Raw genomic sequence first — 21,054 nt, 5'->3', positions numbered from 1 at the left:
AACGCTATGACACCGCCCTGCAACTGGTGACACGAACGAGATGGGTATTCACGCCACCTATCCGAAATCCATAATTCCCGGGAGCGAATTTTCCTACACTCTTGGCTTCGACGACATCGAACTCAAAAAGAACACTTTCACAGATGTGGATGGAAACTCCTCGGACTCAGCCCAATTGAATGACGTCACGCGGATAAAGCTTGACATCGATATCCCAAAGGGAACGGACTTCGTGTCCGCGACCGTGGAGAACATTCCGACGGGTGGAGATTCCCTGGCAAAATATCCAACCGACATTATTCGGATCGACGACAACGGAAACGAGTCGCCAACGGGGAGCCATCTACGAATGGCACTCAACAACGCTACAGAGCAGAGAACGGTAGACGGAGTGGCCACCAATGATGGACCGAATGCTTCGGGCCAGGATGAAGGGGGGTGGGGCCCCAACGCCCGGACGATCATGTTTCCCAGCATCAAGGTGACCGTAAGAGCCGATTCGGTGGGAGACGTCACTCCGACTATCAGAGTCGGTAACGCCGCGAATAAATACGATCATGCGAATAACTTCTTCACGTTCTTGACAGAGAATGCCGTCAATACCGCGCTTCACCCACATTCCGGATTTCATAGTATTCGATGTTCGCCCCGGGACACACGAGATTCCGATGTGAATAATGGTGCCCAGTCGTTGGCGACGATCAAAACGGCCGATTCTTCGGTGTCCGGTTTGGATGGGCGTGTACTGCAATTCGTCAGTATTCCTGGTTCGAGCACCCCTCATATTCAGATAAAGGACTTCGTCAGCGGCACGGATTCCCAGCAGTGGATCTACACGTCCGATCACGAATTCCGGAATCCGTCCACGAACAAGTGCATCGATGTTGTTGAAGACGGGTTCGATTCTGGTGGGCAGAGAAACGGATCACAGGTGGTTTTGAATCCGTGCGGTGGCAATCCCGGTCAGAAGTGGACGCTCGACCCGGCGGTAACCGAGGTCGGTAACCCGGGCGGTGCGATCGTCAACCAGGCCGACGGCAAATGCATGGACGTGACAGACAACGTATCCGAGGACGGTGTGCAGGTGCAGATCTGGGACTGCACCGGCGGATTCAACCAGCAATGGAACTCCCCGGACGCTCATATTCCTGCTCCTACGAGAAACACCTTCAATCCCTTGCAGGGTCAATGAGGCTGATGCGGGGCTGCCTCTCTGGGGTCTTGACGGCTACGCCCGGTACGCCTTCTGCGGTGTGGTGCCGGTCACCCAGCACCACAGTGGTGGCCGGCTGAAGGCGGCGCTCCCGACTCGAGGGCATCCGGTGTGACCGATTCTGGTGAGGCTCGAGAACCCCTCCAGACGGGAGGGACCTGTCAGGCGTTGGATGGGTCGCCGACGTCACCGGCCGCTACGCCGGCGACCCGTACACCAACATCGCGACGACGTTGCACCAGGGCGAAAGCGATGGCCCCGACTGCGCCGAGGCAGAGAAGAACCTCCGGGATCGAGCCGAGCCGACTTGCCAGGGTGAGGTCGGTGCGCAACGGCACCTGCGCGACCAACGCCGCGGGTACGAACAGTGGGGTTTGCTGCACGGTGGAACCGTCGGGGGCGATGATCGCACTCACACCACTGGTCGCGGCCACGACCACGGCTCTCCCGTGCTCGACGGCCCGCACCTTTGACATCGCGAGCTGCTGATAGGTCATCTCGGTGTCACCGAACGTGGCGTTGTTCGTAGGAACGGCCAAGAATTCGGCCCCATTGCGCACCGACTCCTCGAACGCCCGGTCGAAGGCCACTTCGTAGCAGGTCGCGACACCCACCGCGACACCGTTCGCGTGGACGACCCCGTCACCCTGGCCGGGAACGAAATGTCCCGCCCGGTCGGCATAGGAGGAGAAGTGCCGGAAGAACTCGCGGTAGGGAAGATACTCGCCGAACGGCTGGATAATCTTCTTGTCGTGCCGATCCAGCGGCCCCACGTTGCCGTCCCACACGATCACGGAATTGGTGGTGGTGCGGTCGGAATTCACCAGCACCGCCCCCACCAGGATGGGTGCACCGATCGCCTCGGAGGCCCGCGAGATGTCGGCGGCCGCGTCTGCGTTGCGCAGCGGATCGATATCGGAGGCGTTTTCGGGCCAGACAACGACATCGGGTTGCGGCGCGGCCCCCGACGCGACGGCGTCGGCGAGCTCCAGGGTCCGGTTGACGTGATTGTCGAGGACCTGTTTGCGTTGGGAGTTGAAGTCGAGCCCCAGTCTGGGGACGCTGCCCTGGATGGCCGCGACAGTGATCGTCCGGTCCCCCGAATCCATATTCGGCAGTGTCGGCCACAGTGCGACCGACACGATCGTGGCGGCGAGCCCCCCGACCAGACCGCCCGCGAGGGGGCGTTTCCAGTTGGCGGCGCCCCCAGCCCGGGCGCGCACCGTCACCGCGACGGACGCCAACCCGGCGCCGGTCAACGCAACCGCGAAGCTGAGCAGCGGGGAGCCACCGATACTCGCCAACGGCAGGAGCCACCCCTCCGACTGCCCGAACGCAAGCCTGCCCCACGGAAACCCGCCGAACGGGACACTCGAGCGGAGCCACTCGGTGAGCGACCAGCACGCCGCGATCCACAGCGGTGCCCAGCGGAGCCGGGAGACGAGCACGGCCAGCAGTCCAAACATCCCGATGAACAGCGACTCGACGGCCGCGAGCGCAAGCCACGGCAGGGGTCCGACATACACCCCGATCCACGGCAGCAGCGGCACGAGGAAGCCGAGACCGGCGAGATAGCCGTAGCCGAAACCGGCGCGCAGGCGTGGCGGCGCACCGCCTGCGCCGGTGAGGACCAGCGTCAGCACCGCGATGCCGATCGGTGCGAGAAACCACAGGGGGCGCGGCGGGAAGCCGGCGAACACCAAGAATCCGGCGAACACCGACACCACGCAGCGCAACATCACGCCCTGGACCCCGGCGGTCCAGCCACGCGCGGTCCTATCGCTCATGGACGACACTCCCCCGGTGCACCGAACGCAGCAGTGCCGGCGCAGGCGCGTCGGCGTCGAGACGGGGCAGTGCGGGGACGCGCGACCGCGGATCGGTAGACCACCGCTGCACCGAATCCCTGGGGGCGTCGACGACGAGTTCGCCGACGTCCCACACCGAGTAAGACGCCGGCGCGCCCGGGTTCAGTGTTCCGGCGAGACCGTCCCGCACTCCCCCGGCGCGCCACGCACCTCGGGTGGCTGCGGAGAACGCGGCCCGCGGCGATATCCCGCTGCCCGGCGCACGGTGGTGGACTGCGGCGCGCAGCATCGCCCAGGGCTCGATCGAGGTCACGGGCGTGTCGGAACCCAGGGCCAGCGACACCCCGGCGGACGCGGCCTTCGCGAACGGATTGAGGGTGAGCGCGCGTTCCGTTCCGAGGCGCTGAGCGTAGAGGCCGTCGGTGCCGCCCCACAGGGCGTCGAACGCGGGTTGAACGCTGGCGATCACACCCCACGACGCCATCCGAGCCGAGTCCTCACCGTTCATCATCTCGGCATGCTCGAGTCGGTGTCCGAGTGCCGCGACCGCCGGCCCGCCCAACTCGTCGGCGACGACGGCGAAGGCGTCGACCGCCGTCGCGACGGCGGCGTCACCGATCGCGTGGAACCCCGACTGGATCCCCGCGACTGTGCAGGCGCGGATGTGATCTGCGATCTCGTCGACCCCGAGGTAGCTCTTGCCGGTGCTGTCACCCAGATCCGTATAGGGTTCACGGAGCCAGGCGGTGTGTGAGCCGATGGATCCGTCGATGAACAGGTCGCCGCCGAGAGCGTGGGCACCCGTGGACTGCAGCAACTTGAGTGCCTCATCGGCGTCGGCGACGGCCTCACCCCAGTAGCCGCGGACCTCGACACCGTGCGGGGTGGCCAGGAGTTCACGAAAGTCGTCGAGTCCGGAAATATCGGGGCCACCGCACTCGTGCACCGCGACGACGCCACGGGCGGCGAGGGCGTCAAGGGCCGCGGCGCGAGCGATGGACCGTTGCTCTGCAGTGAGCAGGGAGCGTGCCACAGCGCGGGCGACGTGGTGCGCCTCGACCGTCAGCGGACCGTCAGGTGAGTACCCGGCGGTGTCGGCCAGATCCGCCACCGACCGCCGCAGCGCGGTCGAGCACACCGCCGAGTGGACATCGATCCGCGACAGATACACGGTGCGTCCGGGTGCGGCCTCATCCAGTTGCGCCGTGGTGGGAGCCGCGCGTTCCGCCCAGCTCGATTCGTCCCAGCCGTGCCCCCAGATTACGGCGTCGCGGTGGGTGCGGGCGAAGGAAGACAGCCGGTCGAGACACTCGCGGAGCGAAGCTGCACCGACCAGGTCGAGCCCCACGATGTTCAGACCCAACGCGGTGACGTGCACGTGCGTGTCGACGAATGCCGGCGCGACGAAGGCGCCGCCGAGGTCCACCACGTCCGCGTCGGGGTGCAGTGCGTGGGCAGCACGGTCGTCACCCACCCAAGACACGATGCCGTCGGTCACCGCCATCGACGTGGCATCTGGGGCAAGGGAACTGTAGATTCGAGCGCCGACCAGCAGTTGTGTACTCACAGGCAAGCAGTCTGCCTCTTAAGGCAGACCGTCGCGATCACGGGTGGGGGTTCGAGGCTCCTCGTCGCTCACTTCAACCTCGAGTACCTCACCTTCGAATACCTCACCTTCGAATACCTCTTCGACGATTTCGCCCTCGACCACGTCCCCGGACCCGCGCCGGGTTGCCCGCGCGAAGGACCCTGCCCCGGCTGCGACCGTCGCGGCGCGGCGACCCGCCAGCAGGACGACTACGGGCCGAAGAAGCCACCGAGTGGGCGGGATGAGGAAAAGTAGCCCGAGCGCGGAGGTGACCAGGCCGGGAACGAACATGAGGGCTGACCCCAGCGCGACAAGCGCACCGTCCACAACCGCAGCACCGGGTGATCCGTTGCCGCTCGCGGCGAGGCGAAAGCCCTCTATCACCCGGCGCCACTGCGAACGCATCAACAGCAGACCGATCAGTGTCCCACCGAGCAGGAGCAGCACCGTCCACATCACACCAATCACATGCCCGACCAGAACGAGCGCGGCGATCTCCACCACGACGTACAGCAGGAACAGTGCGGCGTACATGACGCCCCCTTTCGGACGGTGGAGATTCAACGAGGGCCTGCGTTGCAGACGATCTGATCGTTCAACGTCCGGCGGCGCCGATTTTCTCCCGACCCAGCTATTCAAGACCCTAGCTATTCAAGCCGCCATTCCTGAACTCGGAGTTGTCATCGAGACCGCGCCTGGATCGTTCACCGTCCGGCGACGGCCCGCTTCCCTGCCGGCCCTGGTCGCACCAGGCCGGTCTCGTAGGCCAGCACCACCGCCTGCACTCGGTCACGGAGATTCAACTTGGTGAGAATCCGACCGATGTGAGACTTGATCGTCGACTCGGAGAGAAACAGTTGCTCGGCGATCTCCGAGTTCGACAGCCCGGTAGCGACCACGTGCAGCACTTCCCGTTCGCGTTCGGTCAGCACGTCGAGGATCTTGGGATCGCGACGCGGTGTCGGATCCTCGTCGAGGAACCACGCCAGCAGCCGCCGGGTCACCCTCGGCGACACCACCGCGTCGCCGGCTGCAACACTGCGAATGGCCGACATCAGATCTTCCGACGGGGTGTCCTTGAGTAGGAACCCGCTGGCCCCAGCCCGCAACGCGCCCAGGGCATGTTCATCGAGGTCAAACGTCGTCATCACCAGCACCCGGCTCGCGACGCCCGACTCGACGATCTGGGCTGTCGCGCTCACCCCATCTACCACAGGCATCCGAACATCCATCAACACCACGTCAGGCTCGAGCTTGCGAACCGCGACCACTGCCGCCGCTCCGTCCCCGGCCTCACCGACGACCGTGATGTCGTCCTGAGCGTCGAGCACCATGTTGAGGCCCATCCGCATCAGTTCCTGGTCGTCGACGAGAAGTACGGTGATCGGCACAGGCGCAAACCTAACATCGGGCTCCGGGTGAGCGCCGACACGGAGGCCGCCACACGGCGGCCCGAGAATCGCTGTCATTGGCGTGAAATCCGCCTATGATCAAGAGGTCCGATATTTGACGGCGCTCGGATCGGGGTAACCAGATGCGGATCGCGGATGTGCTGCGGAACAAGGGGCCGGCGGTAGCGACGGTAGATCCGGGAATCTCGGTCAGCGAGTTGATCGGCGAACTCTCCAGGCACAACGTCGGTGCGCTGGTGGTGATGGAGGAAGACGTCGTCGTCGGCATCGTGACCGAACGCGACGTGGTGCGCCGAATCCACGAACGCGGCAGAGATGTCCTCGACGCACGAGTCGCGGACATCATGACCACCGCGATCTTCGCCTGCCTTCCGACCGACACCGTTGACAGTCTTGCCGAAACCATGACCGAGCGCCGAATCCGGCACCTGCCGGTGATCGTGGACGGGCGCCTGGTGGGCATCGTCAGCATCGGCGACGTGGTGAAGAGCCGGATCGGCGAACTTCAGACCGAACGCGACCAACTCGAGTCGTACATCGACCACGGCTGACCGCGGAGCAACACCGAACTCCCGAGAAGGCGAGATAAGCATGTCTCTGTTCGCCGTGGAATACACCTACAATCCGGAGACGTCGTCGGGTCGCGACGATCACCGGACCGATCATCGCGCCTGGCTCGACGAACTCGTCCGACGCCACGTCGTACGCTCGATGCATCCGCTCGCCGACGGCAGCGGCGCAGTGATCATCGTCGACGCCGAGGACGCGGACTCCGTCGCACGACTGTTCAGGCACGACCCATTTTCCCTCGCTGATCTGGTCGAAAACGTGCGAATCAGCGAATGGACTCCCCCAATAGACGAGTTCAGCAGTTGACATCTGATTGATCCGGAGATGATGTCAGGAGTCATCGTGGCGCCGATCGGATTCCGCAATCACACTGGGGATGTACCACCGAAGCGAGGAGACAGTGATGGGCGACAGCAATCCGTTCGGGTTCGACCCCGACGATCTCGACCGTGTGATCCGGGAGGCGGGCGAGGAGTTGCAGGGCGTCAAAAACCGGATCGTCAAGTTCCTCGACCAGGCGGACTCGCAGATCCCGTGGACCGGAGTGTTCGCGGACTTCGCCAGAACGCCGCGCCCCGCCGCGAAGCCGGAAACGACCGGCGAAGCTGGTGACGGGGTGTGGGCCATCTACACCGTAGACGCCGAGGGGCTCGCGCGGGTCGAGCAGGTGTACGCCACCGAACTGGACGCACTCCGCGCCCACCGACACAACACGGACCAGCACAGGTCTGTGCGGTTCCTCCCCTACGGCGTCACCGTCAGCGTCCTCGACCAGTCGGACGAGCCTGACCGGACCAGCCAGTCGACTCCCTCAGAGACGGAGTGACGCAAGCTTCTCAGTCTCGCAATTCGAGCGGCAACTCCGCGGTCACCCGCCAACTCCCGTCGGTCTGCCGTCCTGCTTCGAGCGTGCCATGCAGGACGGCGACCCGCTCCCGCATCCCCAGTAGTCCGTTGCCGGATCCAAACGAGAACAGCCCGGACGCATTGCCGTTGTCGGTGATCTCGACGAGGACGTCGGTGTCGCGACGCCGCACCCGCACCTTCGCGCGCGGGCGTTCGCCTGCGTGCCGCAACACGTTCGTCAGCGATTCCTGAACCAGTCTGTACACGCCGAGACTGACCGCGGGGCTGATGTCGTCCAACTCGCCGGTCAACTCGAGCTCCACCGGCAGGCCTGCGCTGCGCATCATGCCGACCACGCGGGCGAGGCCTGCGGTGCCGTGCTGGGGCATATCGTCGGTCGCCGGTTCGGTGCGGAGCAGGGACACGGTTCGTCGTAGTTCAGCAAGGGCCTCCCGGCCAACGATCCCGATGTTCGCCAGTGCCTGCTTGGCGACGTCGGGCTTGGTCGTCACCGCGTAGGTGGCGCCGTCGGCCTGCACGATCATCACGCTCACCGCGTGCGCGATCACGTCGTGCAACTCCCGTGCGATGCGAGTTCGCTCGGCGGCGACCGCATCCTCGGCACGCCGATCCCGGTCGTAGTCGGCGACAGCAAGCCGGGCGGCCACCTCCTCGTCATACGCTCGCCGGGCGCCGAGAAATTCCGCCGTGATCCAGGAGAGTGCGAAGATCAGTAACGAGAACACACCGGTCGCGGCCACCCCCTGACCGAGCAACCAGATCGCCAGCGCCAAATCAGCGACGAGACCAACCACGAACAGGCCCGCGGCCCGCCGGCCGACATAGGCGACCAGGGTGTAGAGCGCCACGGCGAGCGCGAACAACCCGGGGTGCTCGGCGTCGAGATCGTCGATCGAATAGCTGACGAAGGTGATCGTGATCGACATGACCAGGATGACCCCGGCCGCCGTGCATGGATAGGTACGTCGCCACACGATCGGCAGGCACAACAGCAAACCCATGATCAGCTGTACCCAAGGGGATGCGCCGTCCGATGCCGCAAAGACGAGCACCTCGAGAGTGAGCAGGACTACCGCCAATATCGAGTCCGCAACGGTCGGCTTTCCTCGCAGCCACAGACTGAATCTCCGCATGAACGTAGCCTAGGGATCCCCCCGGGTGGGGGGTGTGGTTGAGTCTGCGCCTTAACGGTTCCTCACGGCTGAAGCCGGAGGATTCCAAGCTCAGACCGCACACACAACCAACCCGGAGGAAGGCCGCACATGTCTGACGTCGTCAACACTTGTGTGGCCCCGTTCTGCCACAGCCAGGATCACCCTGGCAGCGTTCCCATCCCTACCCGCAGTAAACCCGCAGGCCGTGCATCGGAACGTTCGTTTCCCGAGTTCGAGTCGCTGCGTGGCTCTCGCGAAGCAACTCGAACACGTCATCGTCGTATACCCGGGCCGCACCAACACCACCCTCCGGCCGGCCCGCCTGCCACGCTCGATCAATTCCCGTTTCGCCGCACCCACCGCAGCATCCGCCGCCTTGCGGGCCATCGTGGACTTCGCCAGAAAGGTGGGTTTGAAGTCCTCCACGGCGATCAAGTCGTGATGATCGACCACCCGCTTCGCCCACACCCGAGAATCGTGCCGAGTCTGTCGGGTGGCTTTCTTGTGCAGTGTCGCCGCCGCACGCCTGGCCCGCACGTATCCGCCGGTTTGGGGGCCGCGTTTCCCGTTGTGCCGTCTCGCCATCTTCCGTTGCGCCTTGGCCAACTCGGCGGCGCAACGCTTCCGATGCCCGAGAGACGGCAGGTCGTAGGCGCTGTCGGTGGCGGTCGCCGTGGTCGACACACCCCAATCGATACCGAGACCGCTGTCCGGGTCCGCGTCAGGGGCCGGTTCGGTGTCGCGCCGCACCACGAAGGAGGCGTACCAGTGCCCGAGGCTGTCCCGATACACCCGGACACTGGTCGGGTCGGACGGCAGCCCGCGGGACCACACCACCGGGATGGTGACACCCTTCGGCAACACCAGACGCCGCTCACGGATGCAGAATCCGCGGGTGGTGTACCCGAGCGACGGCAAAGTCTTCCTACGGGCTTTGAACGCCGGCCTTCCGCGGCCCTTCACCGTGAAGGAGTGGCCGAGGGCCAGCCCGTAAGTGCAGAGCATTCGTTGCTGTGCGACCTGGGAGCCGGACTCGAGCCAGCCACTTCGACCACGTGCGGCGGTAAGCAGTGTGCACAGTTTCGCGAACGTCGGCTTCTGCCCGGACTTGTGTTGATGGACGGCTTCGTTCCACAGGAACCGGCAACGATGCCATTCGCCCCGCAGTGCCGCGCCGAGAAGCACGCGCGGATCGTCGAGCTGGAGACCATGCCCGACCACGTACACCTACTCATGTCATGCGATCCGCAGTTCGGCATTAACCGGCTGGTCAAGGCAGTCAAGGGCCGGTCCTCCCGACTACTGCGACAAGAGTTTCCGCATCTCGATCCAGGCTTCCCACACTCTGGATGAACAGTTACTTCGTCGCCACAGTCGGCGGCGCAACATTGGAGGTCGTCAAGAAATATGTCGAGAACCAGCGAAACGTATAGCCGCTCTTACCTCCCCACGGCTAACGCCGGGGGTTTCTCGGGCGGCATCCGATGAATGTAGGTGACTGGGCGCTGCTGCTCACTGCAGCGACTGCCGCAGGATGGGTCGACGCTGTGGTGGGCGGCGGCGGGCTGATCCTCTTACCCGCGCTGTTCCTCGCCCTACCGCAGTTGACGCCGCAGGCAGCCCTGGCCACCAACAAGCTCACCGCATTCACCGGAACATCGGCGGCCGTCTTCACGTTTGCGCGCCGCATTTCGATGAACTGGAGACTGCTTGGTCCGGCCTTCCTGCTGGCGGCGGCGACGTCGGCGCTTGGTGCGGCGACGGTGTCACGGATCAACAAGGATCTGTTCATCCCACTCATAATGGTCGTGCTCGTGGGCGTCGCCGTGTTCGTCACTATCCGTCCGCAACTGGGCGTCACCCTGGCGAAGGACCCGCCGACACGGAGGAAGGTCGTCGCAGTCGTCCTCCTCGCGGCCGGAGTGTTCGGGTTCTACGACGGACTGTTCGGGCCGGGAACTGGAACGTTTCTCATAATCAGTTTCGCGACGTTCCTCGGCACCGAGTTCGTGCGCAGTGCCGCGATGGCGAAAGTGATCAACCTCGGGTCGAACTTCGGCGCGCTGGTGTTCTTCGCCGCCACGGGACACGTACTGTGGGCGCTCGGTCTGAGCATGGCGGTGTGCAATGTGATCGGGGCCGTCACCGGGTCTCGGATGGCGTTGAGCAAGGGCGCCGGGTTTGTCCGCATCACCCTGCTGGTCGTGGTGATCGTCATGGTGATCCGATTGGGATGGCAGCAGTTCGGCTGAGTATCGGACTACGGTGGTCCAGGTGACGGCTCCTCGACAGGTTGATCCGGAATTCCTTGCCCTCCCATTGCGTTCGCTGGCGGACGCCGCGTTGTCCGCGGCCCGCGCGGCGGGCGCCTCGCACGCTGACCTGCGGGTGCATCGCCTGACCAGTCAGTCTCTGCGACTGCGCGACGGCGAGGTGCAGTCGGCGGTCGACTCGACCGACCTCGGCTTCGCGGTTCGCGTCGTCGTCGACGGCACCTGGGGGTTCGCCTCCCATGCCGAGTTGACGCCCGCGACCGCTGCTGCGACGGCCGCGGAGGCGGTGGCCGTGGCGCGGGCGTTGCGCGGACTCAACCGGGAGCACGTCGAACTCGCCGCTGAACCCGTGTACACCGACGTCCGCTGGGTGTCGAACTACGAGGTCGATCCGTTCGAAGTCCCGGCCCCGGACAAGATCTCGGTGCTCGGCGAATACTCCCGCAGGCTGCTCGCGTCCGACGGCGTCGACCATGTCACCGCAGGTTGCCTGCAGGTCAAGGAGCAGACTTTTTACGCCGACCTCGCCGGCTCGTCCATCGTCCAACAGCGCGTCCGGCTGCATCCGCAACTCGAGGCCACCACCGTCGACCAGTCGGCCGGCGTGTTCGAGACGATGCGCACCCTCGCTCCACCGGTCGGGCGCGGGTGGGAATACGTCGCCGCCGACGGCGTCTGGAACTGGATGGACGAACTCGCGCAGATCCCGGACCTGCTGGCGGAAAAGGTGAAGGCCCCGTCCGTGGTGGTCGGCCCCACCGACCTGGTGATCGACCCCACCAACCTGTGGTTGACCATCCACGAGTCCATCGGGCACGCCACCGAATACGACCGGGCCATCGGCTACGAGGCCGCCTACGCGGGCACCTCGTTCGCCACCCCCGACAAGCTCGGCACCCTGCGCTACGGGACACCAATCATGCACGTGACCGCGGACCGGACGGTGCCGCACGGCCTCTCCACCACCGGCTACGACGACGACGGTGTCGAGACCCAATCCTGGGATCTGGTCGCCGACGGCGTACTGGTCGGGTACCAACTCGACCGGGCGTTCGCGCCGCGTCTCGGGTTGGATCGGTCCAACGGCTGCTCGTACGCCGACACGCCCCATCATGTCCCCATTCAGCGGATGGCCAACGTCTCTCTGCAGGCCGATCCCGTGACAGATCGCAGCACCGAGGAGCTCATCTCCGGTGTCGAGGACGGCATCTATGTGGTCGGCGACAAATCCTGGTCGATCGACATGCAGCGGTACAACTTCCAGTTCACCGGTCAGCGGTTCTATCGCATCCGTGGAGGGAAACTCGACGGGCAACTCCGCGACGTCGCATACCAGGCGACCACCACCGATTTCTGGGGGTCCATGGACGCGGTCGGTGGCCCGTCCACCTGGCAACTCGGTGGGGCCTTCAACTGCGGTAAGGCGCAACCCGGTCAAGTCGCGGCCGTCAGCCACGGCTGCCCCTCCGCGCTCTTCCGCGGCGTGAACGTACTGAACACCCGGACGGAAGGCGGCCGATGATCGCACCACAGCAACTCGTCGAGCAAGTTCTCGCCCGGGCCACGGTCGCCGAGACCATCGTCATCGTCACTGATGCCAGTGAGGCTTCCCTGCGATGGGCGGGCAACTCGATGACCACCAACGGCATGTCAACCTCCCGTAGTTGGACGGTCATTTCGATCGTCCGGGACGGCGAAATCGCGCGGGTCGGCATCGTCACCTCGGCCAGTGTCGATGCCGCCGAGATCGACGGGGTGGTTCGCTCCGCCGAGATCGCCGCCCGCGCAGCCGGGCCCGCATCCGATGCGATGCCCATGCTCACCGGCACCGAGACTGACGAGCACTGGGACACCGGCGCCGAACACACCGAGATCGGCGCTTTCGAGCAACTCGCCCAAGACCTGAGCATGGGCTTCGACCGCAAGGACCAGCTCTACGGTTTCGCCCATCACCAGCTACACACCACCTGGCTCGGCACGTCCACCGGGATCCGCCGCCGTGTGGTCCAACCCACCGGGTCCGTCGAGATCAATGGCAAGCGCGGCGACGCCAGCGCGTGGGTGGGTACCAGCACCAAGGACTTCACGGATGTCGCCGGCGTGAAGTTGCTGCAGGATCTATCGACGCGCCTCGACTGGGCGAGCAACCAGATCGAGTTGCCGGCCGGCCGGTACGAGACGGTCCTACCGCCGTCCACCGTCGCGGACCTTATGATCTGCTTGATGTGGAGTATGGAAGGAAGGGCCGCAGAGGAGGGGCATTCAGCACTGTCGGCACCCGGGGGAACCCGGATCGGGGAACAGCTGAGCGCACTTCCCCTCACCCTCTACTCCGATCCGGTCGCGCACGGATTGGAGTACGCGCCGTTCGTCACCACCGGGGCGTCGTCCGAATCCATGTCCGTGTTCGATAACGGGATGGACGTCGGCCGGGTCGACTGGGTGCGCGACGGCACCGTCCATTCGCTCTCGTATCCGCGGGCCGCGGCAAGGGAATTCGGAACCGATGTAACCGTCCCCGGCGACAACCTCATCCTCGACGCCGAGGGTTCGGTGTCGCTGGATCAGATGGTGGCCGAGACCGAACGAGGCCTGCTCCTCACCACACTGTGGTACATCCGGGAGGTCGACCCCGCCACCCTGCTGTTGACGGGTCTGACCCGCGACGGCGTCTACCTCGTCGAGAACGGGAAGGTCACGGGCGCGGTGAACAACTTCCGGTTCAACGAGAGCCCCCTCGACCTGCTGCGTCGAGTCACCCAGGCCGGCGCCACCGAACGGACCCTGCCCCGCGAGTGGAAGGACTGGTTCACTCGAACCGCCATGCCGCCGTTGCGTGTTCTGGATTTCCACATGTCGTCGGTCAGTAGGGCGCACTGAAGACGCCGGATTCCAGACACTCCTCGCTTTTCAAACACTGTTTGATACACTGTTTTAATGATGGTGGCGGAGACGACACGCGAACGACTCCTGGCTGCCGCGCAGCGACTGTTCGCACAGGGCGGCGAGGACGCGACCTCGCTGCGGGCGATCACCCGCGAAGCGGGAGCCAACGTCGCGGCGGTCAATTACCACTTCGGCAGCCGTGACGGATTGATTCGGCTCGTGCTCGAGAGCTACATCGAACCGATCAACGCCCAACGCCTGGCCATGTTCGACGCCGCGGTCGCCGAATACGGTGACCCCGTGCCGGTAGGCGTGCTGCTGACCGCGTTCGTGCGACCCGACCTCGACGTGCTCGCTGATCTGCGCGCGAGGAGCCCTCAGATCGCGCGATTCATCGGTCGTGCATATACACAACCCAGCGTGTCGGTGGCGGGGTTCATGCACGAGCAATTCGGGCCCGTCGCTGAACGCCTGATACCCCTTCTGCAGCAAGCGCTTCCGACGGTGCCGTCCCACGAACTGAAAATTCGTCTCGGTTTGGTGATCTCGATCATCATCGGCCTGTTCGCCACCGCCACACCCCCTTCCGACGGGCGTCCCCCGATGGAGTCCCCGGATGTCGACGTTCAACTGGCGCGGCTGGTCACTTTCCTCGAACCCGGCCTGGCCGCGCCACCACCCGGAGGAGAATCCGATGAACTCCCTTCCGCTCATTGACCGACCGGAATGGCTGAGCGAGGCGGCATGGCCCTGGAGCACGCGGGCGTTGCCCGCCGCAGATGGCCACGTGGCGATCACCGATGTCGGCGGCGGGCCCGTACTGGTCTTCGTCCACACCGGCGCTTGGAGCTTCGTGTGGCGTGACCTTCTGCGCGCGCTCACCCCGATGTTTCGATGTATCACCATCGACGCCCCCGGCTGCGGCCTCAGCGACCGAGTCCCGGGTGAGCGCGTGAGTCTGCAGGCCTCCGCAGACGCCGTACGCACGATGCTCGAGCAACTCGACCTTGCCGATGTCACCCTGGTAGCTCACGACCTGGGCGGGCCAGCCGCGCTTGCCGCCGCCGCCGCACAACCGGACCGAATCGCCGCCATCGCCGCCATAAACTGTTTCGGCTGGCGACCCACCGGTACGGCGTTCCGAGGCATGCTTGCCGTCATGGGCAGCACTCCGCTCCGCGCCACCGACGCGGCGCTCGGGTGGCTTCCCCGGGCTACGTCCGGGCGGTTCGGTGTGGGGCGGCGCTGGACAAAGGACGACCGGACAGTGTTCCGAGCCGGCATCGACCGCAGCGCCCGCGAGTCATGGCATCGGTACTTCGCCGACGCACGCAAAGCCGACCGGATCTACCAGAAGATCGACGCGGCACTGGCAGGCTCCCTCACCGACCGGCCCCTTCTGACCGTGTTCGGCGAACACAACGACCCGCTCAACTTCCAACCCCAGTGGAGGCAGCGGTTCCCCAGGGCGCAGCAGGAGATCGTGCCGGGCGGAATCCACTTCCCGATGTGCGATGATCCAGAACTGGTCGCCACTATGCTTCACAACTGGCATCGAGCTATCACACAGTGACACCACACTTTTCGACGGGCGGGTGTATGAATGCATGCGAGACGCGGCGTGGCGGATCCCTGGTAGGTCGCAAACGGCGTACGCGGCGAACAAGCGCGACCCATCTGTATTGGTCAGAATATCTTCTGCGACATGGCAATCAACATGTCCACACACTCGAACACCGAGGGGAAGCCATATTCAAACGCAGGCTGTGAGTGTCAAAGACGAGTTGCGCACACTCGGTGCTGCCGCCCTGACCGGAGGAGTTACTCTTGTCTCCTCATCCACTGCATCCGCTGAACCCAGCGACGTCGGGTGTCACCGGGGCGCAGGTGCTCGAACAGTTTCTGTAGTTCGGGGCGATCCTGCTTCGCGCCGGACGCCTGGTCGGTCCAGACACGCCAGCACCCCGCGGCACGGAGGGCATCAAGTTGTAAGTCGGCGTTCTGCATGCCGGTGAACACCTGGCAGTACCCGAGTTTGCTCCCGTTCCCTTCCCTCTGCGGGCCAAGAATGTCTGTTTTGTCCATAATCCGGTCGTCACTTGTGCATTTCCGAGCGTCCAGTGGGTCTACCGGTTCAGGGCCAGCCGAGAAAATCCACTACAGCGAACGTGCGGGACAAAACTCACCGACAGCGGCATTACGTCGCACCTGCTTTTGTTCTGTCCCGCAGTGTCATCGGGCGATTCGATCGCGACGATCGAGTGCCGGTCCCAGACTCAATCGGTGGTTTCTGTCCCACCGAAAACGCGCAGGTCGCGGCTCCTCGGCCTATCGGTCGTCGGGTGTGAGGGCCAAACCGATCGTCCCGGTCTTCCCCCGGCGAAGCAGGCTACCCTTCATCGTCAGCCAACCGAGAATGCCGTACTTGCTTGCGATCGCGTCGCGCGCATGATCGGTCTCGACGGCGTCCAGGACCACGGCCCGGGCGGGAACCTCCGAACCTTTGGGCTTGCCGCGGGAGTCGCACGGCGCAATCGTCACCTCCGGATTACGGCGGATCCGTTTGACCTTGTACGAGTCGGTCACCGTCCACATCAGCAGTCGGTCGCCGTCGGCAGCGGCCCACAACGGCGTCCCCACCGGACTGCCGTCTTTCCGAAACGTGGTGAGCAGGATATATTTCGCGGACGACACTCGTTCGAATTCTGTGTTCACCAGGTTCATGCTATCGGGTATCCGAGTGGGATCGTCGGGGTCATACGCGCTGCATGCTTTCGGGAGCGGATACGTTTCACATCGTTGTCTGGTTCGAGGTCGTTGCAATAGACCGATCCGGGGAGAAGGCTGATTGGTGACGGATTCGAACATCTCCGTCGGAAGCCGAGGAAACCGTATGCCACACGATCGACTGACCCCCGTGGGAAAGACCGCACTTGCTGTCGCGAGGGCCAGGGCCGAAGAGAGCACGCGAGCGGACCGACTCTTCGAAGATCCCTACGCCTCAGCATTCGTCGAAGCCGCTCCCGAGTCAGCTCCCGAGCAGCCGGCGGACTCGGACGGGGCAAATCGACTGCGGGATGACCTTGCTACGCACATCGTCACCCGGACTCGATTCTTCGACAGGTATCTCCTCGACGCGTGCGCGCACGGATGCAGGCAGGTGGTGTTGCTCGCCGCCGGTCTGGACACCAGGGCATTCCGCCTGGATTGGCCCGACGACGTGCGACTGTTCGAGGTCGATCGCGCGGATATTCTGGGCTTCAAGCGCGATATCTTGGACGTTGCCGGTGCCGCTCCCGTCTGCGAGCGAACGATCATTCAGGCCGATCTCAGTGAACGGTGGGAGAAGCCCCTGGTCGCGGCCGGGTTCGACCGGACCGTTCCAACGGTTTGGCTGGCCGAGGGTCTGATGGTCTACCTCTCCGCCGACGACGCGGCAGGTCTGCTCACGACCATCGGCGACCTGTCCGCCCCAGGAAGCCGACTTTCTTTCGAGCGGTCACCGAGAACCCTACCCACCTTCCCGGATTGGGCCCTCAGCATGCCGCAGGCCACCGAGTTCGCCAGTCTATGGAAGGGAGGACTCGGCGAGGATGCTTCGCAACTTCTCGAGCAGCAAGGATGGGCTGTGACCCTTACCGGCCAGCAGCAACTCACCCGCTCGTATGGGCGCGCTCCACAAACCGACATCGCGTGGGGGTTCCTCACCGCCGCCCGCTGACTACGAAAGGCGACCTCCGCGCAGCACCCGCTGGATGTCTAGGAGGTTCCCGAAAGGGACTCGGTGAGCATGGGCCAGAAGCCGTGCAGATCGTCTTGCCAGTAGCCCCACGAGTGGGTGCCGGTGGGACGGAAATCGTACGTAGCCGGGATTCCCAGAGCATTCAGTCTGTCAGCAAGCTGATGCGTGCACTGATTGACGCCCGCCTCGATGATTCCCCCCGCGACCACTTGGTTGGCCAAGGCGCCGATATCCCCGTTGACTCCCGGATCATCGAAGGTCTCATGGGGACCGGGCAGCCCGCTACCACTGGTGATGTACAGGTTTATGCCACGCAACTTGTCGGCGTTGACGACGGGATCGTTCATAACCCAATCCGGGCCGCCGGGCGGTCCCCACATGTTCATGGGGTCGCCACCACGGGCGCTGACGACAAACTCGACGTAGTTCTGTCCGGGGACGGTACTGGTCTCCGCGCACCCGCTGAAGGCGCCGACCGCACGATACAAGGAGGGTGCGGCCTCAGCCAGACCCAGTACCGACGTCCCCGACATCGACAGTCCCGCGATGGCATTTTCCCCGTTCGTACCCAACGCAGCGTCGACGATTGGGGGAAGTTCCTGCGTGAGGAAGGTAGTCCACTTGTTGAGGCCGAGGACTGGATCTGGATGCTGCCAGTCGGTGTAGTAGGTGTACGCACCACCGATCGGGGTAATGACGTTGATGTTCTTGTCGGAGAAAAAGTCGACCACGTCTGTCTTGGACTGCCAGGTTGCCTCGTCCTCGCCGCCACCGGCACCGTTGAGTAGGTACAACGTCGGGCGAGGCACGCTGGTATCTGCGGGGCGGATGACCTCGAGTTGGATCACCCTCTCCATTGCCGCGGAGTAGACGTACATGTTCAGCTGCCGGTCGTTGACCTCTTCGATGCGGTCGAGGGCAGATCCATCTGCTGATGCCGGCTTGTTGACCGGAAGAGTTCGCCACCCATCCGCGGACGCCCCGGCCACGCCGCCGAACAGGCTTGACGAGGCAACGACAGCGACGACCAAGAGCGCCCGACGGTATCCGTTTGCAGTCATACACGCTCCTCGTACGGCGATACCAAGAACATCCCCCACCACGGTAACCGGAAAACACCCCCGCAGGCGGATGAACGGGGACCGCCCCATCTCGCTGTACTGCTGAACTGCGACGATCTGGCAGCGAAGTAGATGACAGGTGTGCCACAAAGGTTGCCGAGAAGTTTCGCCACGATGTGGTTGCGGTCATCCACAACTGGCACCGAACCGACTGACGCCGCCACCTCCATTGTGAGGATGGCGGCGTCATCCGGCGCCACGTGCGGGTGTCAGCTGAACGCACTCCCCGCGCCCGAGCCGCTGCCCGTGAGCGAACCGAAGTCGATGCACAACGATCCGAGGCACTTCTCGATGGCGATCACCGATACCGTGCCGTCGACGAAGTTGGTGACGTAGACGTGGGACCCATCCGGAGTGACCGCCACCCCCTCCGGGTTGGTCCCGACCGTGACCGTGTCGATCACGGTGTTGCCGGCAGTCTCGATCACCGAGACCGTACCGCCACCATTGTCGGTGACGTAGACGCGGGACCCGTCCGGGGTGACCGCCACCCCGGTCGGGCCGTTCCCGACGGTGACGGTGTCGATCACGGTGTTCCCCGCGGTCTCGATCACATCCACCGTGCCGGGACCACCATTGTTGGCGACGTAGGCGAAAGCTCCGTCCGGGGTTATCGCCACCCCCTGCGGGAAGATCCCGACGGGGATGGGCGCGCCCACGACCGTGTTGGTGGCGGTCTCGATCACATCCACCGTGCCGTCGACATTGTTGGTGACGTAGGCGTGGGACCCGTCCGGGGTGACCGCCACCCCGGTCGGGTTATTCCCGACGTTGACTGTCGTGGCCACGGTGTTCCCGACGGTCTCGATCACCGACACCGTTCCGCCCAAAAAGTTGGTGATGTAGGCGAAAGCTCCGTCCGGGGTGACCGCCACCGCGTTCGGGCTATTCCCGACGGGGATGGGCGCGCCCACGACCGTGTTGGTGGCGGTCTCGATCACATCCACCGTGCCGTCGCCAGTGTTGGTGATGTAGGCGTGGGCGCCGTCCGGGGTGACCGCCACCCCGGACGGGCTATTCCCGACGGTGACGGTCGTGGCCACGGTGTTCCCGACGGTGTCGATCACATCCACCGTGCCGTCGCCAGTGTTGGTGACGTAGGCGTGGGACCCGTCCGGGGTGACCGCCACCCCCCGCGCGCCGTTCCCGACGCCGATGGTGTCGATGACGGTATCCGCTGCCGCGGCCGCCGCCCCAAAACCGGCCATACCCAACACCATCGCAACAATGGCAGCCACCCCGAATACCAGACGCCGGGCACGCCCCCGAATCGCAGCGTACCTGCGGAAACTACTGTGGCGATTCACATTCTTCTCCTGCCTGAGAGGAACAAAACGGATCAACCTTGCAGTGGCAAGCGGCAATCGGATCAGACCACCAGCCCAGGGCAGGCTAACAATCACATCGTGATTTCGGACCTACGACTCGCCGAACATCATCGGCTACTCCGGTCAACGAACCGAGTGACGCCGCCACCCTCACGGTCGGGGTGGCGGCGTCATTCGGCTCTGCTGTGCGTGTGTCAGCTGAACGCGCCGCCCGAACCGCTGCCCGTTTAGAGCCGAAGTCGAAGCACAGCGATCAGGTGCACGTGTCGATCGCGATCACCGACACCGAATCGCCTCTACTGTTTGCGACGTAGGCGCGAGACCCGTCCCCAGGTGATCGCCACCCAGGACGCGCTGTCCACGACGCGAAGGATATCGATGACGGTATCCGCCGCCGCGGCCCCCGCCCCCCACCGGCCATACCGAGCACCATCGCAACAATCGCCGTCAACCTGAACACATGACGTCGGGCCCGCCCCCGAATCGGCGCGCAACCGCGGAAACTACTGTGGTGATTCACATTTTTCTCCAGCCTCAGGAGAACAAAACGAATCAACCTTGCAGTGGCACAACCGGTAGTCGGATCCGAACACCAGCCCATCGGAGGCTAACAGCCGGATTCTTATCGCGACGCAGAATCCGCCGGAACTCTCACGGCCACACGGCCACACGAGGCACGATCGAGCACTCGGACCGCCGTGCCGTACACCCCACATCCGATGGGCTGCTGGCCACCGGCACACGCTGCCTCACTCGATGAGTAGAAACGGCATGAGCTGGGGTAGCGCAGGGGCAGCCCTGGTGGGCCGCCAGTTCACGTAACCGCCGCCGACTCACGTCAACGAACCGTATGACAAGTACAGATGTCAGCTGAACGTGCTGCCTGTGCCCGAGCCGCTGCACGTCACGAGCCGAAGTCGAAGCACAGCGATCCGGTGCACGTATCGGTGTCGATCACCGACACCGAATCGCCGTCACTGTTGGTGACGTAGGCGCGGGACCCGTCCGGGGTGACCGCCACCCCGATCGGCTCGTTCCCGACCGGAATGGTGTCGACCACCGTGTTGGTGCCGGTGTCGATCACCGACACCG

20 protein-coding genes and 2 pseudogenes are annotated in these 21,054 nt (G+C 64.6%); 11 read left to right on the top strand and 11 right to left on the bottom strand.

Going from position 1 to position 21,054, the window contains the following annotated elements; translation table 11 throughout:
• Nucleotides 1-40: 40 nt before the first annotated feature.
• Nucleotides 41-1,192 (top strand): RICIN domain-containing protein, encoded by a 1,152-nt coding sequence (locus RM2_RS20140; RefSeq protein WP_072691298.1) that lies wholly within the window; start codon nt 41-43, stop codon nt 1,190-1,192.
• A gap of 182 nt (nt 1,193-1,374) precedes the next feature.
• Here the strand turns inward: RM2_RS20140 and lnt are convergent, their stop codons facing one another.
• The 4 genes from lnt to RM2_RS20120 all read right to left on the bottom strand — a co-directional run bounded on the left by lnt (nt 1,375) and on the right by RM2_RS20120 (nt 6,000).
• A complete protein-coding gene (gene lnt, locus RM2_RS20135; protein WP_245814060.1) occupies nt 1,375-2,952 on the bottom strand; it encodes an apolipoprotein N-acyltransferase in 1,578 nt (525 codons plus the stop codon).
• Nucleotides 2,953-2,989: 37 nt separating this feature from the next.
• Nucleotides 2,990-4,594: an amidohydrolase gene (locus RM2_RS20130; protein ID WP_072691296.1), complete on the bottom strand. Its 1,605-nt coding sequence runs from the start codon at nt 4,592-4,594 to the stop codon at nt 2,990-2,992.
• A gap of 12 nt (nt 4,595-4,606) precedes the next feature.
• Nucleotides 4,607-5,143, bottom strand: coding sequence for an FxsA family protein (locus RM2_RS20125; protein ID WP_072691295.1), 537 nt, complete (start codon nt 5,141-5,143; stop codon nt 4,607-4,609).
• Between the two features lie 170 nt (nt 5,144-5,313).
• Nucleotides 5,314-6,000, bottom strand: coding sequence for a response regulator (locus RM2_RS20120; RefSeq protein WP_072691294.1), 687 nt, complete (start codon nt 5,998-6,000; stop codon nt 5,314-5,316).
• A 143-nt stretch (nt 6,001-6,143) separates the two neighbouring features.
• On the opposite strand from RM2_RS20120, the gene RM2_RS20115 reads away from it, so the two are divergent.
• The 3 genes from RM2_RS20115 (at nt 6,144) to RM2_RS20105 (ending at nt 7,417) form a co-directional block, all read left to right on the top strand.
• The gene (locus RM2_RS20115) at nt 6,144-6,572 is read left to right on the top strand and encodes a CBS domain-containing protein (protein WP_072691293.1); all 429 of its coding nucleotides are present in this window, start codon (nt 6,144-6,146) and stop codon (nt 6,570-6,572) included.
• 40 nt (nt 6,573-6,612) lie between these two features.
• Nucleotides 6,613-6,897: a YciI family protein gene (locus RM2_RS20110; RefSeq protein ID WP_072691292.1), complete on the top strand. Its 285-nt coding sequence runs from the start codon at nt 6,613-6,615 to the stop codon at nt 6,895-6,897.
• Between the two features lie 97 nt (nt 6,898-6,994).
• A complete protein-coding gene (locus RM2_RS20105; protein WP_072691291.1) occupies nt 6,995-7,417 on the top strand; it encodes an Rv0313 family protein in 423 nt (140 codons plus the stop codon).
• A gap of 10 nt (nt 7,418-7,427) precedes the next feature.
• Here the strand turns inward: RM2_RS20105 and RM2_RS20100 are convergent, their stop codons facing one another.
• Nucleotides 7,428-8,591: a sensor histidine kinase gene (locus RM2_RS20100; RefSeq protein WP_072691290.1), complete on the bottom strand. Its 1,164-nt coding sequence runs from the start codon at nt 8,589-8,591 to the stop codon at nt 7,428-7,430.
• Nucleotides 8,592-8,681: 90 nt separating this feature from the next.
• Nucleotides 8,682-9,833 (bottom strand): RNA-guided endonuclease InsQ/TnpB family protein, encoded by a 1,152-nt coding sequence (locus RM2_RS20095; RefSeq protein WP_245814059.1) that lies wholly within the window; start codon nt 9,831-9,833, stop codon nt 8,682-8,684.
• Here RM2_RS20095 and tnpA point away from each other — a divergent pair.
• The 6 genes and pseudogenes from tnpA to RM2_RS20065 form a co-directional block, all read left to right on the top strand.
• Nucleotides 9,789-10,045: pseudogene (gene tnpA, locus RM2_RS20090) on the top strand (IS200/IS605 family transposase); the annotation flags it as partial. The gene RM2_RS20095 and the pseudogene tnpA overlap by 45 nt on opposite strands.
• Before the next feature lie 51 nt (nt 10,046-10,096).
• A complete protein-coding gene (locus RM2_RS20085) occupies nt 10,097-10,864 on the top strand; it encodes a TSUP family transporter (RefSeq protein WP_072691288.1) in 768 nt (255 codons plus the stop codon).
• Between the two features lie 22 nt (nt 10,865-10,886).
• Nucleotides 10,887-12,407: a TldD/PmbA family protein gene (locus RM2_RS20080; RefSeq protein ID WP_072691299.1), complete on the top strand. Its 1,521-nt coding sequence runs from the start codon at nt 10,887-10,889 to the stop codon at nt 12,405-12,407.
• Complete coding sequence (locus RM2_RS20075) at nt 12,404-13,765, top strand: metallopeptidase TldD-related protein (protein ID WP_072691287.1); 1,362 nt, start codon at nt 12,404-12,406, stop codon at nt 13,763-13,765. The genes RM2_RS20080 and RM2_RS20075 overlap by 4 nt, the downstream gene beginning before the upstream one ends.
• Before the next feature lie 57 nt (nt 13,766-13,822).
• Nucleotides 13,823-14,488 (top strand): TetR/AcrR family transcriptional regulator, encoded by a 666-nt coding sequence (locus RM2_RS20070; RefSeq protein WP_072691286.1) that lies wholly within the window; start codon nt 13,823-13,825, stop codon nt 14,486-14,488.
• Nucleotides 14,466-15,344 (top strand): alpha/beta fold hydrolase, encoded by an 879-nt coding sequence (locus RM2_RS20065; protein WP_072691285.1) that lies wholly within the window; start codon nt 14,466-14,468, stop codon nt 15,342-15,344. The genes RM2_RS20070 and RM2_RS20065 overlap by 23 nt, the downstream gene beginning before the upstream one ends.
• 248 nt (nt 15,345-15,592) lie before the next feature.
• Here the strand turns inward: RM2_RS20065 and RM2_RS20060 are convergent, their stop codons facing one another.
• Together RM2_RS20060 and RM2_RS20055 are read right to left on the bottom strand one after the other, a co-directional pair.
• Complete coding sequence (locus RM2_RS20060; RefSeq protein ID WP_072691284.1) at nt 15,593-15,856, bottom strand: recombinase family protein; 264 nt, start codon at nt 15,854-15,856, stop codon at nt 15,593-15,595.
• Between the two features lie 243 nt (nt 15,857-16,099).
• Nucleotides 16,100-16,495, bottom strand: a complete 396-nt coding sequence (locus RM2_RS20055; RefSeq protein ID WP_072691283.1) for a PPOX class F420-dependent oxidoreductase — start codon at nt 16,493-16,495, stop codon at nt 16,100-16,102.
• Between the two features lie 169 nt (nt 16,496-16,664).
• Here RM2_RS20055 and RM2_RS20050 point away from each other — a divergent pair, with 169 nt between their 5' ends.
• Complete coding sequence (locus RM2_RS20050) at nt 16,665-17,492, top strand: SAM-dependent methyltransferase (RefSeq protein ID WP_072691282.1); 828 nt, start codon at nt 16,665-16,667, stop codon at nt 17,490-17,492.
• Nucleotides 17,493-17,530: 38 nt separating this feature from the next.
• On the opposite strand, the gene RM2_RS20045 is transcribed toward RM2_RS20050, so the two are convergent.
• The 3 genes and pseudogenes from RM2_RS20045 to RM2_RS20035 form a co-directional block, all read right to left on the bottom strand.
• Nucleotides 17,531-18,574: an alpha/beta hydrolase gene (locus RM2_RS20045; protein ID WP_072691281.1), complete on the bottom strand. Its 1,044-nt coding sequence runs from the start codon at nt 18,572-18,574 to the stop codon at nt 17,531-17,533.
• Between the two features lie 269 nt (nt 18,575-18,843).
• Nucleotides 18,844-19,941, bottom strand: a complete 1,098-nt coding sequence (locus RM2_RS20040; protein ID WP_245814058.1) for a beta-propeller fold lactonase family protein — start codon at nt 19,939-19,941, stop codon at nt 18,844-18,846.
• Between the two features lie 925 nt (nt 19,942-20,866).
• Nucleotides 20,867-21,054: pseudogene (locus tag RM2_RS20035) on the bottom strand (hypothetical protein); the annotation flags it as partial.

Source organism: Rhodococcus marinonascens NBRC 14363, from assembly GCF_001894885.1.
GTDB classification, from domain to species: domain Bacteria; phylum Actinomycetota; class Actinomycetes; order Mycobacteriales; family Mycobacteriaceae; genus Rhodococcus_F; species Rhodococcus_F marinonascens.
The sequence above is the reverse complement of the archived record's forward strand: the minus strand, read 5'-3'. Positions and strand labels throughout refer to the sequence as shown.